This is a genomic window from Afipia sp. DC4300-2b1, from assembly GCF_049895725.1.
GTDB lineage: Bacteria > Pseudomonadota > Alphaproteobacteria > Rhizobiales > Xanthobacteraceae > Afipia > Afipia broomeae.
Window position 1 is genome coordinate 76,409 of the sequence record NZ_JAFCSX010000007.1, and the last position, 14,948, is coordinate 91,356.

Here is a 14,948-nt window from a genome sequence, read left to right on the forward strand (position 1 = left end):
TCCGGTGTCGCTGACCTGCTGCCTGCTTGAAGCAATGGACGGGCATCTCAATCCGTCGCGGATCAATACGAGTACCGTTCGGCTCGCGTTCGACGAGATGATGGATTTCTGCGCAGGCGCCCTGCATCATGTACCGCGGGGTCGGTCGATCGACCTGATCGCCGACCAAAGCTGCAGCGTAAGGATAGCGAGCGGGATCTGTGGCTGATTTACGGCCTCCAGTCCGCCGCACAAGCCGCAAGAAAGAAATTGACCCGTTCGTGCAAGAACGTCGGCAGCTCTTTTCTAAGATCCTTGAGTTCCTCGCCCATCAGAGATCTCATGAGCATCGGAAGCAGTATGAGATCCATAAACATCTGCGCGGTCGCAACGCTCCGCTTTGCGCTGAAAGGTCCCTTTGACGTGCGCACGGCTCGCTGCGTTGCTTCGTTCAAGAGCTGCGAAACCGCCCCAGCTGCGCGGTCGCGCGCCGCGTCGTGAACATTTCGGCTCAACTCGGGAAATCGCCGCGCCTCGGCGATCGTGGCGCGCGTGAGATCCAATGTGTCCTCGACAAATCTCTCCACGATCTCGATGCCGAGATTGGTGAGTTTTTCCTGGATGGTGCGGCCTGTCGGCGCGAACCCCTCGAAATCTGTCAATCCGTTGATGGTTCGGGCAACCACAGCCGCGAATAGCGCCTCCTTGCCGGGGAAGTGCGCATAGATGGTTGGTTTGCTCGCGGGGGCCAGCTCGGAGATATCGTCGATGCTGGCACTCCGAAAGCCCTTCTCGAGAAAGAGCTGCTGGGCCGCGTCGAGAATCCGCGCCTGAACGTCGCCGGCAAGGTCCTTGGGCGGCCTGCCGCGTTTCGGGCTTTTGGTCTTCGCCATCACGATCTCCTAATCAAGTTGCGCACGTAGATCCCGCTTGACACACCCGGGACTGAAATGCAATTAAAAGAAAATATACGGTATAGTATAGTTATTGCCGCGAAAACTGAGGAGGTTGTCGTGACTGTGTGCGCAGTGCGCAAAGGCAAGCTGAGTGGTGCCGGTGGCCTTGTGGTCGCGCTCGTCGCAATCGCGCTGAGTGGCTGCAACGACCATGCCGCTGCTCCCATCACCCGTCCGGCGATCGTGCGCACAGAGATCGTGCAGCCGCGCGACCGACAAGCCTCGGTCACCCTGACCGGCGAAGTCCAGGCCCGCTTCCGCGCCGACCTCTCGTTCCGGGTCAGCGGACGGGTGCTTGCACGCTATGTCGATGTCGGTGCCCACGTCCGGGCTGGCGAAGTCCTGGCTCTGCTCGATCCAGCGGAGCAGCAGGCCGATGTCGATGCCGCGACCGCGGCGTTACTGGCTGCAGAATTCCAGCTGCGTGTGGCCAAGGTCACCTTCGAACGGCAGAAGGCGCTGATCGCAAGCGGTTTCACCACGCGGCCAGTCTACGATCAGGCGCAGGAGGGATTGCGAACCGCAGAAGGCGTGCTTGAAGCAGCAAAGGCTGCGCTTGGAACGTCGAAAGACGCCCTTGGCTATACCGCGCTGCGCGCCGAAGCGGCGGGCGTGATCACGGCGCGCAATTTGGAGGTTGGCCAGGTCGTACAGGCCGCGCAGCCCGTTTTCTCGCTGGCGCAGGACGGTGAACGGGATGCCGTCTTCGACGTCTACGAATCGCTTTTCTTAGGCGATCTTGACGGCAGCCGTATCTCTTTGGCGCTTATATCCGATACTGCCGTGACGGCGAACGGGCATGTCAGGGAAGTCTCTCCTGCGATTGATGGGAAGAGTGCGACCATCCGCGTCAAGGTTGCCATCGAGGACTTACCAGCAGCGATGTCGCTTGGAAGCGCCGTTGTAGGAACTGTCAAAACAAAAGCCCAGCAGCAGATTGCATTGCCCTCGAATGCATTAGCGGCGACGGGATCGAAGCCGGCGGTTTGGATCGTCGATCCGGCGGCCAAAACGGCTGCGCTCCAGCCGGTGACGATCGGCGGTTATGAAGCCGGTGAAGTGCTCATCAAGGCGGGTCTCAAGCCGGGCGATCGCGTTGTGATCGATGGCGGCAAGCTGCTGAGCATTGGCCAGGCGGTGACATATGAGGGAGATCCATCATGAACAAGCGCGCCATGATTGCGACCGCCACGTTTGTATGCTCGCTGGTGTTGGCTGGATGTCAGCAGGACCCGAAGGCGCCCGAGCCGGTGCGACCCGTGCTGTCGATGGTCCTTGAGCCGAGCCGCACGGACGGCATCGTCGCCGTGGGCGTTGTTGAGCCGCAGTACAAGACCAATCTCGCGTTCCGCGTCTTGGGGCGTCTGACCGGGCGTCCCGTCTCCGTTGGTGACCTCGTCAGCGAAGGACAAACTGTCGGTGTCATCGATGCCACGGCTCTGGAGCTTGCGGTACGCTCGGCCAAGGCTGAGCTTACGAAGGCCGAGGCGCAACTGGCGACTGCAACGGCGACGGAGGAGCGGCAGCGAACCCTCATCACAACCGATGCCACCACAAAGCAGACACTGGACAATGCCGAACAGGCGCGCGCCGGTGCCGAGGCATCGGTCGCGCACGCACAGGCAAACCTGACCAAGGCCATCGAGCAACGTGGCTATGCGCAGATCAAAGCGGATTTCGCTGGCGTCGTCACCGCGGTGGGTGCGGAGGTCGGACAGGTGGTCTCCCCTGGCCAAAATGTCGTGACAATCGCGAGGCCCGACATCAGGGAGGCGGTGGTCGATATCGGAGAAGATTTCCCGGTGCCGCTAGAAATTGGCTTGCCATTCACGGTCGGCTTACAGCTGCTCCCCGCGGTTCAGGTCGAAGGCAAGGTTCGCGAGATCGCGCCGCAGGCAGACCCCGCAACGCGCCTGCGGCGGGTCCGCATTGCTCTAAACAACCCACCTGAAAGCTTCCGTTTAGGCACGACTGTTACGGCGACGCTCGGCAAAGCGCAAAGTCCGACATTGCGCGTCCCCGCCTCAGCGGTGCTCGCCCAGGATGGCGCGAATTTCGTCTGGGTCGTCGATCACCCGACGAGCACGGTGTTGCTGCACAAAATCGATCTTGCCGCCGACCAAGCGGGTACCCGCGTCACCGGTGGGCTTGCTCCCGGCGCGCGCATCGTGACCGCCGGAATCCACAGCCTCAAACAAGGACAGCAAGTCCGTATCGAACAGGATCAGAAGCCATGAAGTCGTTCAACCTTTCCGACTGGGCGCTCGGCCATCGCTCGCTCGTCTGGTATTTCATGATCGCCTTCATGGCGGCAGGGCTTTGGGCATATCTTCAGCTCGGGCGTCAGGAGGATCCTGACTTCACCATCAAGACCATGGTGATTCAGGCTCAGTGGCCGGGAGCCTCGCCTGAAGAGATGACGCGCCAGGTCACCGACAGGATCGAGAAGAAGCTCGAGGAGCTGGAATCGCTCGACTATACCAAGAGCGTCACGGTCGCGGGCCAGACCACCGTCTTTGTCTATCTGCGGGACACGATAAAAGCGTCGGACGTCAAGCCGACCTGGGTGCGCGTACGCAACATGATCGCCGATATCAAGGGCGACTTCCCGCAAGGCGTGATCGGGCCGGGCTTCAACGACCGTTTCGGCGATGTGTTCGGCAATATCTACGCTTTCACCAGCGACGGCCTGACGCAGCGTCAGCTGCGCGAAGAGGTCGAGAACATCCGCGCCAAAGTTCTGACCGTGCCGGACGTCGGCAAGGTGGATATTCTGGGCGCGCAGGATGAGGTGATCTATCTCGAATTCTCCACCCGCAAGATCGCGGCACTCGGTCTCGACGTTCGCTCAATCATGGCCTCCCTGCAGGGACAGAACGCGGTCGCGCCGTCCGGTGTATTCCAGGAAGGCCCCGAGCGGATCAGCGTGCGCGTGAACGGTCAGTTCACCTCTGAGGCAAGCCTGAAGGCGGTCAATCTGCGCATCAACGACCGCTTCTTTCCTCTGACTGACGTTGCGACCATCACGCGCGGTTATGTTGATCCGGCCAAGACGTTGTTCAGGTACAACGGCGAGCCCGCGATCGCGCTGGCCATCGGCATGAAGTCCGGGGCGAACCTGCTGCACTTCGGCGAGGCGCTGAAGGAGCAAATGTCGAAGATCATCGCCGATCTTCCGATCGGCGTCGGCGTTCATCAGGCCGCTAATCAGCCAGTCATTGTCGAGGAGGCCGTCTCGGGCTTCACTCAAGCGCTGTTCGAGGCCGTGGTCATCGTGCTCGCAATCAGTTTTCTCAGCCTTGGCTTGCGGGCCGGACTGGTGGTCGCGATTGCGATCCCGCTGGTGCTCGCCATTACCTTCGTCGTGATGGCATATGCGGGTATCTCGCTGCAGCGCATTTCCCTTGGCGCCCTGATTATCGCGCTGGGACTTCTGGTCGATGACGCCATGATTGCCGTCGAAATGATGGTGGCCCGGCTTGAGATCGGCGATCCTCTGGAGAAGGCGGCGACCCACGTCTATACGTCAACAGCCTTTCCAATGCTGACCGGCACACTGGTGACCGTGGCAGGCTTTATTCCGATCGGACTAAACAGCAGCAATGCTGGCGAGTTCACCTTCACTCTGTTCGTGGTCATTGCGGTGTCGTTGATCGTGTCGTGGATCGTCGCGGTGCTGTTCACCCCGCTGCTCGGCGTCGCCATCCTGCCTGCCAAAATGAAGGGTCATCATGAGGAGAAGGGCCGGGTGGCGCAAATGTTTGCGCGTTTGCTTTTCATCTGTATGCATCACCGATGGACCACGATCGGGGTGACTGTTGCGGCCTTTCTGATCGCCTTGTTTGGCATGAAGTTCATACCGCAGCAGTTCTTTCCGTCCTCTGACCGCAGCGAGCTGGTGATCGACTGGAGTTTGCCGCAGAACGCCTCGATTGCCGACACCAACGCGCAGATGGCGCGCTTTGAGCGCGAACAGCTGCAGGGCAATGGCTCAGTCGAGCACTGGTCAACTTATGTCGGCACTGGCGCTCCGCGGTTCCTCCTGTCATTCGATGTGCAGACGGCGAATACCTGGTTCGGCCAACAGGTCGTCGTGACCAAGGGCGGGATCAAGGCGCGCGACCGGGTCAAGGCGCAGTTCGAGGACTATCTGCAGAAGACGTTTCCCGGCACTGACACCTACGTCAAGTTGCTCGAAGTGGGTCCTCCGGTGGGACGTCCTGTGCAATACCGCGTAAGCGGGCCAGACATCGCAAAGGTCAGGGATATCTCGCAGGAACTCGCCGGCATCGTCCGGACCAATCCCGATCTCGGCCACGTTGTGTTTGATTGGATGGAGCCTGCGCGTGTCGTCAAGGTCGACGTTCTCCAGGACAAGGCGCGCCAGCTCGGCGTAACATCGGAAGACATCGCGACGGCATTGAGCTCCGTGCTCGAAGGTACGCCCATTACCCAGGTTCGCGACAGCATCTACCTCGTGAATGTGACAGGACGCGCTACTGCGGCCGAGCGTGCCTCGATCGATACGCTGCGCGATCTGCAATTGCCTGGGGTCGGCGGTCAGTCGGTGCCGCTCGGGGCCCTGGCCAATCTGCGCTACGAGCTCGAACAGCCGACGATATGGCGACGCGCGAGAATTCCCACCATTACGCTGAAGGCGGGCATCCGTGACAACGTCCAGCCGAAGACGATCATGGACCAGCTCGCGCCAAAGATAGCGGAGTTCGAGAAGGGTCTGCCGGCGGGATATTCGGTCAAGGTCGGAGGCTCCGTGGAGGAGAGCGCCAAGAGCCAAGGGCCCATCGTGGCGGTGGTGCCGCTGATGCTCTTCGTGATGGCTACCGTCTTGATGATTCAGTTGCAGAGCTTCCATCGCTTGTTCCTGGTGTTTGCGGTCGCGCCGCTTGCCGTAATCGGCGTCGTTATGGCGATGCTGCCGAGCGGCGCGCCTCTCGGTTTCGTTGCCATCCTTGGCGTGCTGGCGCTGATCGGTATCCTGGTCCGAAACTCGGTGATCCTCATCGTGCAGATTGAGGATCTGAGGAAGGAGGGGCGCCCGGCCTGGGAGGCTGTTGTGGAGGCGACCGAGCATCGCATGCGGCCGATTCTCCTGACCGCCGCCGCAGCAAGTCTTGCGTTGATTCCGATAGCGCGCGAAATTTTTTGGGGCCCGATGGCCTACGCGATGATGGGCGGCATCATCGTCGGCACGCTGCTGACACTCTTGTTCCTACCGGCGCTCTATGTCGCCTGGTTCCGGATCCACCCTGATCACGGTGATGGCCAGCCAACGCATGAGATGGTTGATCCGGCGCATGACACCCATTCGTCGAACTCGACTCTTGCGCAAAACGCGCCAATGCCGGCCCTCGAGACGCAAGTCTAGAACGGAGGCTATGAAGTCAGGAAAAACACTCTTGGCGCAGTGCGTCAGCCCCACAGACGCGCTCTGGTAGCAAATACGAATTCGCGTGTGATGAACTTCACTTCGAGGTTTGCCGAAATCCAGGACGAATGTGGCAACTGAAACAGCTGAAGCACAGCATGTGAAGATGCTTGCTTGACAGGGCAAGTTATCTGGAGTTAATAAAACTATACGGTATAGTTTATTAATGCGAACCGCGCGGCTGCTTTGTCCCGAGCCGGACTGAACTCAAGCTTGCGCATCGCGAACCAAGAGCACACGCGAACCATGAACTTTCAGTTTCAACGGCACCTCGCAACATTCGACTGCATAGCTTTGCTTCTTCAAGGCGGCGGCGCTCTGGGGGCATACCAAGGAGGCGTCTACGAGGCGTTGGCCGAAGCCGACATCCATCCGGATTGGATTGCCGGCATTTCGATTGGAGCGATTAACGCTGCGATTATTGCGGGCAATCCGCCAGCCTCCCGAGTTGACCGGCTTCGCGAGTTTTGGACGCAGGTGACGTCGGACGTGCCTTGGCACTGGTCGGGCAAGCCGTTCGCCGATTTGATGAACAGCTATCACACGCGCAATTTTCTCAATCAGGTGAATGCGAGCTTCGCGGCGGTGTTTGGCGCAAATGGATTTTTTTCCGCGCGGCCGTTGGTGCCATGGCTACAAGCGGCTGGAACTCCTGCCGCCACGAGCTTCTACGACACGAGCGCGCTAAAGACGACACTCGAGCGGCTCGTCGATTTCGATCGTCTTAATTCTGGTAGGACGCGGTTCAGCGCAGGCGCAGTCAATGTGAGGACCGGAAATCTGGTCTATTTCGACAGTGCCACGCATACGATTCGACCGGAGCATATCTTGGCGAGTGGGGCGCTGCCGCCGGGTTTTCCGGCAGTCGAAATCGATGGTGAACAATATTGGGATGGCGGCCTCGTATCCAACACACCGTTGCAGTGGGTGATTGAGTGTGGTGCCCGTCAGGATACGCTTGTGTTTCAGGTCGACCTTTGGAGCGCGCACGGCAACATTCCACGCAATATAGCCGAGGTCGTTACGCGTCAAAAGGAGATTCAATACTCGAGTCGCACGCGAGCAAGCACAGACCAGTTCAAAAGCTTGCACCGACTGCAGCGAGAGCTGGCTGCTCTCTTGCGCAGACTGCCTGAAGATCTGCTCGAGCATGAGGACGTCAAGCCGCTCAGGACGGCTGCCTCTTACAACGTGCACAACCTCGTCCATCTAATTTATCGCGCGCGGGACTATGAAGGCCACTCCAAGGACTACGAATTTTCCCGCCTCTCGATGCAAGATCATTGGCGCGCCGGTTATCACGACGCATTACGCACCCTTCGCCATCCCGAGGTGCTGGCCCGCCCGACCAGTGCGGACGGTGTGTCCACGTTCGACCTTGAGCAGGATGGTCGCGAGTAGATCAAGCTGTTTAGTCACAGGAGAATAGAATGCGCGAAGATGAAGTCGCGAGACGGGCGTTTGCGATGCCGCTCACCAATCCGGCATATCCGCCGGGGCCATATCGCTTCGTGAACCGTGAATACCTGATCATCACCTATCGCACCGACCCAACGAAGCTACGATCGGTTATTCCGGCTCCGCTCGAATTTGACGAACGCGAGGCCCTGGTCAAGTACGAATTCATCCGCATGCCGGATTCCAGTGGCTTTGGCGACTACACCGAAAGTGGCCAGGTCATCCCGGTGTCATTCCGCGGTCGCAAGGGCAGCTACACCCACTGCATGTTCCTAAACGATGAGGGTCCGATCGCCGGTGGCCGGGAGCTTTGGGGCTTTCCGAAAAAGCTCGGCCGACCGACGTTGAAAACAGAGGTCGACACCCTCATCGGCACTCTGGATTACGGTCCGTTGCGGGTAGCAACCGGCACGATGGGATTCAAGCACCGCGAAGCCGACCTGGCGCAAGTCAAGGCCGCTCTCGAGGAGCCGAACTTCCTTCTCAAGATTATTCCGCACGTCGACGGCAGTCCGCGCATCTGCGAGCTTGTCGAATATCACCTTGAGCAACTTGTTTTGAAGGGGGCGTGGACCGGACCCGCGGCTCTCTCCTTGACACCTCATGCCCTGGCTCCCGTGGCCGATTTGCCGGTTCTCGAGATCGTTTCCGCTATTCACATCCGCGCAGATCTCACCCTGGGGCTGGGCAAGGTCGTGCACGACTATCTGCAACAGCCGATGCGACGCCTGTTGCGGAGCTACGAGAAAACTCTGGTCACATGATGTGACGGGTCCAGGTTCGAGGAGCGGCTTCGGCCTCGGGTATGCGCGTGCCTTCGCAGACGTAGGTGCGAACATCGTGCTCAACGGAATGGATGCGCCAGATGGCGTCGAGAAGGAGCGATCCGCGATTGAGAGCGTCGTGGGTGAAGGCTTTTATTAGCGGGCGGACATGGCCAAGCCGAAATCGCTGAGCTCGCGTAATGAGCGGTTATGGAATAACGCATGTCTTTTATGAAGGGGCTTTTGGTTCACCCGTTGCCAGCACTGATTAGACTTTAAGGATTGCAGCCATCGCATTGGCCGGGATCTGCGGTTGAGTCGGTTGCGATGGACCTTTCCTGTTTATATCCGCAGGAGTCGCAAGCGAAAACTTCGGCGACGATCAGGCGCGTTGGCTCACCGCACCACGCGCATGGCAGCCCGGGAATCCGCTCTGTTACGTCGAAGCCGGGATGGTCGCAATTAGGACATCGACTTTTGAAACGGAGCCAAGTCTTTGGTCGCGCGCGCGATCGCGGCCATGCGGGTAGGATTACGATGCGCTCGCATGTCGGTTTCGACAAACGCAGCGCCGCAGCGCCTCAGGACTTCTTGGACCGCGGCTTCAAGCGCGGCTGCTTGAGTAATTTCTTTGTTGAGTAGTAGGTCAGGAGCGGGTTGCTCGTCCCGGCAACCCATGACGATTAGACCGTGTTCGGGAAATCCGATGCGCTGCGCAAAAGCGAAGGCTGAATCGCGGTCTCTCGCGACGATGTGGCCAAAGTTGGTTTTCAGGCTGGCGTCGTATCCGGTCATTTCGAGGCCGTTCTCTCGATCGACCATCAGAACAAGTTCGCGCCCGATAGCCAAAAAAGGAATGTTGGGATGAGGTCCAAAGCTCCCTTCGCTCGCTAAGGCGACACGCGCAGTCGGCGCGGATTCGAAGGCGGCGGCGATCTTGGCTCTGGCTGCCTCTAGCTGGGATCCGGATCTTGCAACGTCGCGACTAAAAGTTCCGAATTGATCGGTATTGATACCCGCGGCCGGCGCGACGATCAGTCCTAACTCTGCTCGCAGAATCGGACCAATGACACGCTCTTTGGCATGCATCGATGTTAGTATCGCTACCGTGTCGCGGTAGCGGCGCTCATTGCTCACCATGCACGACAGTTCGCCCCTTCGTTTCGTCTGATCAGAACCTTGTGATTACCGGGAGATTTCTATCAGCCTTTCATAAAGGTGCTCGGCGAAGCGCCTGGTTGCAGCTCGGCCGAGGTTTCAGACGGTTTAGAGAATTGGGAGAATTTAACGTCGCTCATCTGGGCCCATTGCAGATCACCCGCGTATCGCCAGGCCATGCGTCCCGCATCATCGAGGGCGAAAAGGCTGAGCCAGCCATTGTCAAACAAGGCTCGCACCTCGGCGTGGTGGCTGAGGACATCACTAATCGCTTGGCGAGGCGCCTCGATGCAGACCGACAGACGTAGCGGTTCATGCGAGTAGGATTTGCCGTCATGAACTGATTGCCAAGGCAGTCCGGCCCTGAGCAGGCCCCCGTTGCCCTCCACGACACCAATACCACCTGTGACATTGTGAAGGAGCTTATTCCCACTTCCGAACACATCGGGTGCAACTGTCGATCCGTAATATTGCAGGCTGATCCAACTTGCCACGACGACCGGCGCCGTCAGGATCAATTCCAAAACACGGAAGCTTTCGTCTTGCTTCCAGTCGTAGTCGTGCAGGAAAGCGCGTCCTTCGAAATTCTTTCCGGCTGTTCGCGTCCGAGGCGCGGCGATAAACGCTTTACATCCTGCGAGCCCCCATTCGGGGCGGGTCTCAGCCCAATCGCGGCCGCGCCGTGCGAGTGCGCCTTCATTTTTCGCCCGAGGTAATCGCAGGGCACGCTCGCCTCGTGCAAGCTTTCCCGCAGCAGCGAGCCAGGCTTTGGCTTGTCTAATATCCTTCTGGTGGGTGTCAGCGGGGTAGTCCTGTGCGTAAAGGGTTACTTGGTCCGTCGTTGTATCGTGAAGCGCCGCCAGAAAGAACGTGTCTTCTGGTATCTCGATTCCCTTTGGCCTCAGCGCTGTCCTAACGGCCGGATCATTCAAAATCGCGGCGAGAATGCGAGCGTTCACTTCCCCCGAGTAACCGCCACAGGCACCGCAATGCAATCCGCTAGCATGTGGGTTGTTGACCACATTGGCGCCATGTCCCGCTAACAGAACGAGCGGCGCGAAGCGCTTGGTCAATGACATGGCGCGCAGCACAGTCTCAGCAATTGTAGTATTGGTTTCAAGATCGAGCACTGGGTCGAGCCGGGGCGGGGGATCGTTTGGTGCTAGCCGGCCATGGAGTCCAAATGCATCGCTCAAAAGCTTGCCCATATAGAACGGACCTGTCGCCTCGACAAATGCGAAGGACGAAACTGCGGCGAGCTTGAACCGTCCCCAAGCGCGCCTCGCTCGGGCCGTGATTCTCTCAGACTGATCAGTTGCCAAAGTGTCAAGCGTTCCGGAGCAAGACCTAAGGCCGGGATTGAGCAGAACCGGTAGCCTCAGTTCTTCGACATCTGAAGCAAAGCGCCGATGCGATATGCCTAGACCGAAAAAGCCCGCGAAGCCGAGTGTCTGGATTTGAGGGCTCACACTTTCAAGCGCACGGCGGAACACCTCCGAGCGCACATCTATGCAGAATGCGGCCTGGACCAAAGGGCGATCTTCGTTTGTCGTTGAAGACGGCTTCGCAAGCATCTCCGCAAGCTCGCGCTGAGCTGAAGATTCCGCAGCATCTTGCAGGATCGCGTCGATAACGAGGTCGGTAGTTGCTGCAATTGGCACCGCATGCGCTGCCCGCACGCTCGCCCACTTCTCAGAGATTTGCGCACCATAGCGAAGGAACAACGCTTCCTCCCAGATCAACCTGATCGCAAGGAGGTCGGTGACTACCTCGTCCGACCCGCCAGTCAATTCGGCCTGCCAGAGCTGGTAGCGCGCATACTGAGCCCAGCCTCCCAACGTCATAAGCATCTGGTGGAAGTAGCTTTCTATCGCGGATTCGCCGAGATTAAGCCGATCAGTCACACGGGCGATAGCGGCGATGGCGCTATCGGGAGCTTCCGATACATGACGCGCGAACCCCGGCAGCCCTGCGATTTCCGGTGTTAGATCGTGGGTGGCCACGGCCTGCCAAGCCGCATAAGCGCTCTTGCCATGCGGCGCAGCCCAGAGTGCCTGGCCCTTATCGAAGTATCCCGCCGCCCAGGTACCCAACCGCTCACCAATCAGGCCGGGCCAATTGATGCCGGAGACCTCAGCCGCGAGACTCGCGATCGTCGGGAGTGCCGCGGGCTTTGGCGAGTCCGAAGTTGCGGCAGCCTTCAGCGCAGCCAGGTTAGCAGGCCTCAGATGTGCCGGTGCTCTTGTCCAGGCCGCGAACAGATCTTCGTCCGAAATCGTACCGGCGCAAATTCTCTCCTCGTACCAGCGCCTTGGCATGGTGACAGCTGCGCCAGCAACGCGCGCAAGCCGCGCGCCCGCCATTACCAATGTCTCTCCCGTCTGCCCGAGAAACGGATTGACGGCAACGCTCGACGCCAGAGGCCAGAGGGGAGGAATGGCTCGAGCCGCCCGATCCGCTGCGGTCTCGATGCGTTTAAGTCCAGCCAGCGCCGCTAGATGGGGATAAGACATCTTTTAAAGCTCCGAAATTGATCGGGATGTGTTGCGCGTGGCCCAGCCGCCGACGAGGCGGTCGAAGACGGCGTTTAAGTAGAAACCGTTTGAGAGATGCACGCGCAAGCCGGCGGTCGCAGGGTGATAGGCCCAGAGCGGGAACATGGCCTGAACGATTGCGACAAGACCAAAGCTGATGACCGCGAGCACGATAAGCAACCATTGAAGCGCCCCCAGCGTTGGTGCGGCCGGCAGGATGCCCGCGGTTAGCGAGGTCGCGGCGGTCTGCAGCGCGAAGTAACCTAAGGAGGTCGCCACGGCGTAGACCGCCGTGCGCCGGGTAAGGGCCTCAGGCGCCGCGTCGGCAAACCCCTGTGCCAGCATGTAAGCGACGCCGAAAATCAGAATGGCGCCGAGCGCGATGGCCTGTGGTGACTTATGGGTCAGCCCGAAACCGAGCCCTACGAGGAGGTAGATGATGAGCGCAGCCATAAAGGCCCGACCAACCGCCCTGGCGCTGGGGATCGCGACAGGTCCTGGCCTTTGGATCGCGGCAACCCTTTCGACAGCACCGCCGGAGGAGAGGAAGGCGTGAGCTTTGTAGAGCGAGTGCGCCACGATGTGCAGCAACGCCAAGGGAAAGAGCGCCAGCCCGCACTGTAAAATCATGAAGCCCATCTGCGCGACAGTCGACCATGCGAGCGATGTCTTCACCGCCGGTTGTGTCAGCATGACCAAGCTGCCGAAAATCGCTGTGAAGCCGCCGATCATGACGAGGATGGCGAGAATGCTGGGCGCGAGTAGCATGACGTCCGCGAAGCGTATCAGCAGGAACCCGCCTGCATTGATCACGCCCGCATGAAGTAGCGCCGACACTGGCGTAGGCGTTTCCATAACCTCGGTCAGCCAGCCATGGGTTGGAAACTGGGCAGACTTGAGAATCGCCGTGAGAGCCAGCAGGCTTGCTGCCGCCCCCGCAAGCGTTCCACCTGCGCCCGCACGGGCGTTCTGGAGGAGCGAGCCAATATCGGCCGTGCCATAAGCTGTTGCTAGCAGAGCAGCGGCGGCAATGAGCGCGATGTCTCCTATGCGCGCGGTGATAAACTTTTTGCGTGCCGCGCGCTGGCCAGCCGCGCGATCAGGATAAAACAGCAGTAGTCGGTGCAGAAACATGCTGGTGGCAATCCAGGCCAGGGTCAGCTGGAAAAGATTGTTCGCGGTGACGAGAAGCATCACCGAGGCGAGCGTGAGGCAGAGCCAGCCGGTGAAAGAACCTTGTCGTTTCTCGCCGTCAAGATAGGTCCCTGCGTAGCGGATGACGATCCAGCCAATGAAGGTCACCAGAAAGACCATCGCGGCGCTGACGGCGTCCAGCCGGACCGACAACCCGACACCGTAAATGCCAATCACGGAACTTACGCCAGGACCAAAAACGATCAGCCCGGCCGTTGAAATAATGCCCGCAACAAGCGCCAGGAGTGCGGCGGCTTCGGCCATTAGGGGTATGTGATTTGGCCTCAGGCCTGTCTTTGAGAAGCTAATCGCTGCGCTGACGAGCAGCGGAACTGCCGCCAGCAATGGCAAGAGATGTGTTTGCAAGATAGCCCCCTTCGACCGCACTTCGGTTCGGGGACTTGTCTATGGGAACGCCAAGTGCGAAGAAAATTCATTGTTGTGAATAGATCGTTCGTTTAAATAGAACGATATGAGAAGCCTTAATTTCAACCACCTTCACTATTTCTGGGCGGTCGCGCATGCGGGCAGTCTCACACGGGCCGCCGAGCATATGAACCTGTCACAGTCGGCGCTGTCGGTTCAGATTCAGAAACTGGAACATCAGATGGGCCATCCGCTCTTCGAGCGTGTGGGCAAGAAACTCATCCTGACCGAGGCCGGTCAGATCGCGCTCGACTATGCCGATACAGTATTTAAAGCGGGTGACGAACTGTTGAGCACTCTGCAAGGTCGCCCGTTGGCAAACCGCCAGGTCCTCAGCGTCGGGGCGCTCACGACGCTGTCGCGAAACTTCCAGCTCGAATTCCTTCGGCCGTTGGTCGGTCGTCCCGATGTGGAGTTGATCGTTCGGTCGGGCAACATCCGCGACCTTCTCGCTCAGTTGGAGTCTCACACCATCGACGTCGTTCTGGCGAACAGCGCGGCGCCGCAGGACGCACGCTCGTCACTCCGCAACCACCTGCTTAACGAACAGCCGGTTAGCTTAATCGGCCGCGCAAAAAAGGGAAAACGCAAGTTCCGTTTTCCGGAAGACCTTCGCACCGAGCCACTGCTGCTGCCTAGTCTCGATAGCGATATCCGCGTCGCGTTCGATCGGATTCTCGAAACGGCCGGGATCAGGCCGATTATCCTAGCCGAGGTCGATGACATGGCCATGCTGCGCCTGCTTGCGCGCGAGCGCGAGGGCGTCACGTTAGTGCCACCAATTGTCGTGCGTGACGAACTTGAAACTGGTATTCTTGTAGAGCGCTGCAGGATCCCAAAGCTCACTGAGCGCTTCTATGCGATTGTGAAGAAACGACGTTTTCCTAATCGGCTCTTGATCGATGTACTCGGTGTCGCCAAAGCAGCCATATCGAAAACTGCATAACCATGCCTCCGAACGGTCTGTTGAACGACAGCTTATGCCGTCGTGTTCATCGAAGCGATTGAATGCAACGACTACACTGCTCTGTCT

9 protein-coding genes and 2 pseudogenes are annotated in these 14,948 nt (G+C 59.3%); 7 read left to right on the forward strand and 4 right to left on the reverse strand.

Features of this window, described 5'->3' with window-relative positions; genetic code table 11:
• Positions 1-209: 209 nt before the first annotated feature.
• Positions 210-872: a TetR/AcrR family transcriptional regulator gene (locus tag ACP7AL_RS24005; RefSeq protein ID WP_425994925.1), complete on the reverse strand. Its 663-nt coding sequence runs from the start codon at positions 870-872 to the stop codon at positions 210-212.
• A 120-nt stretch (positions 873-992) separates the two neighbouring features.
• On the opposite strand from ACP7AL_RS24005, the gene ACP7AL_RS24010 reads away from it, so the two are divergent.
• From ACP7AL_RS24010 to ACP7AL_RS24035, 6 genes and pseudogenes are all read left to right on the forward strand, one after another.
• Positions 993-2,099: an efflux RND transporter periplasmic adaptor subunit gene (locus tag ACP7AL_RS24010; protein ID WP_425994927.1), complete on the forward strand. Its 1,107-nt coding sequence runs from the start codon at positions 993-995 to the stop codon at positions 2,097-2,099.
• The gene (locus ACP7AL_RS24015; protein WP_425994929.1) at positions 2,096-3,172 is read left to right on the forward strand and encodes an efflux RND transporter periplasmic adaptor subunit; all 1,077 of its coding nucleotides are present in this window, start codon (positions 2,096-2,098) and stop codon (positions 3,170-3,172) included. Before ACP7AL_RS24010 ends, ACP7AL_RS24015 begins: the two co-directional genes overlap by 4 nt.
• Complete coding sequence (locus ACP7AL_RS24020; protein WP_425994931.1) at positions 3,169-6,321, forward strand: efflux RND transporter permease subunit; 3,153 nt, start codon at positions 3,169-3,171, stop codon at positions 6,319-6,321. The genes ACP7AL_RS24015 and ACP7AL_RS24020 overlap by 4 nt, the downstream gene beginning before the upstream one ends.
• Before the next feature lie 306 nt (positions 6,322-6,627).
• Entirely contained in the window at positions 6,628-7,782 is a 1,155-nt protein-coding gene (locus ACP7AL_RS24025; protein WP_425994933.1) for a DUF3734 domain-containing protein, read from the forward strand.
• 29 nt (positions 7,783-7,811) lie between these two features.
• Positions 7,812-8,603: an acetoacetate decarboxylase gene (locus ACP7AL_RS24030; protein ID WP_425994935.1), complete on the forward strand. Its 792-nt coding sequence runs from the start codon at positions 7,812-7,814 to the stop codon at positions 8,601-8,603.
• A 1-nt stretch (position 8,604) separates the two neighbouring features.
• Positions 8,605-8,739, forward strand: a pseudogene (locus tag ACP7AL_RS24035) (3-hydroxybutyrate dehydrogenase); the annotation flags it as partial.
• Positions 8,740-8,878: 139 nt separating this feature from the next.
• Here ACP7AL_RS24035 and ACP7AL_RS24040 read toward each other — a convergent pair.
• From ACP7AL_RS24040 to ACP7AL_RS24050, 3 genes and pseudogenes are all read right to left on the reverse strand, one after another.
• Positions 8,879-9,743: pseudogene (locus ACP7AL_RS24040) on the reverse strand (DUF6671 family protein).
• 62 nt (positions 9,744-9,805) lie between these two features.
• Positions 9,806-12,274, reverse strand: coding sequence for a YbcC family protein (locus ACP7AL_RS24045; RefSeq protein ID WP_425994937.1), 2,469 nt, complete (start codon positions 12,272-12,274; stop codon positions 9,806-9,808).
• A 3-nt stretch (positions 12,275-12,277) separates the two neighbouring features.
• Positions 12,278-13,855: a proton-conducting transporter membrane subunit gene (locus tag ACP7AL_RS24050; protein WP_425994939.1), complete on the reverse strand. Its 1,578-nt coding sequence runs from the start codon at positions 13,853-13,855 to the stop codon at positions 12,278-12,280.
• Positions 13,856-13,961: 106 nt separating this feature from the next.
• Here ACP7AL_RS24050 and ACP7AL_RS24055 point away from each other — a divergent pair, with 106 nt between their 5' ends.
• Positions 13,962-14,861, forward strand: a complete 900-nt coding sequence (locus tag ACP7AL_RS24055) for a LysR family transcriptional regulator (protein WP_062329190.1) — start codon at positions 13,962-13,964, stop codon at positions 14,859-14,861.
• The last annotated feature ends 87 nt before the right edge of the window (positions 14,862-14,948 follow it).

Excerpts from the sequence above, each read along its gene's own strand:
- ACP7AL_RS24045 (WP_425994937.1), bottom strand. The coding sequence starts at position 12,274 with ATGTCTTATCCCCATCTAGCGGCGCTGGCTGGACTTAAACGCATCGAG.
- ACP7AL_RS24020 (WP_425994931.1), top strand. The coding sequence starts at position 3,169 with ATGAAGTCGTTCAACCTTTCCGACTGGGCGCTCGGCCATCGCTCGCTC.
- ACP7AL_RS24025 (WP_425994933.1), top strand. The coding sequence starts at position 6,628 with ATGAACTTTCAGTTTCAACGGCACCTCGCAACATTCGACTGCATAGCT.
- ACP7AL_RS24005 (WP_425994925.1), bottom strand. The coding sequence starts at position 872 with ATGGCGAAGACCAAAAGCCCGAAACGCGGCAGGCCGCCCAAGGACCTT.
- ACP7AL_RS24030 (WP_425994935.1), top strand. The coding sequence starts at position 7,812 with ATGCGCGAAGATGAAGTCGCGAGACGGGCGTTTGCGATGCCGCTCACC.
- ACP7AL_RS24015 (WP_425994929.1), top strand. The coding sequence starts at position 2,096 with ATGAACAAGCGCGCCATGATTGCGACCGCCACGTTTGTATGCTCGCTG.
- ACP7AL_RS24055 (WP_062329190.1), top strand. The coding sequence starts at position 13,962 with ATGAGAAGCCTTAATTTCAACCACCTTCACTATTTCTGGGCGGTCGCG.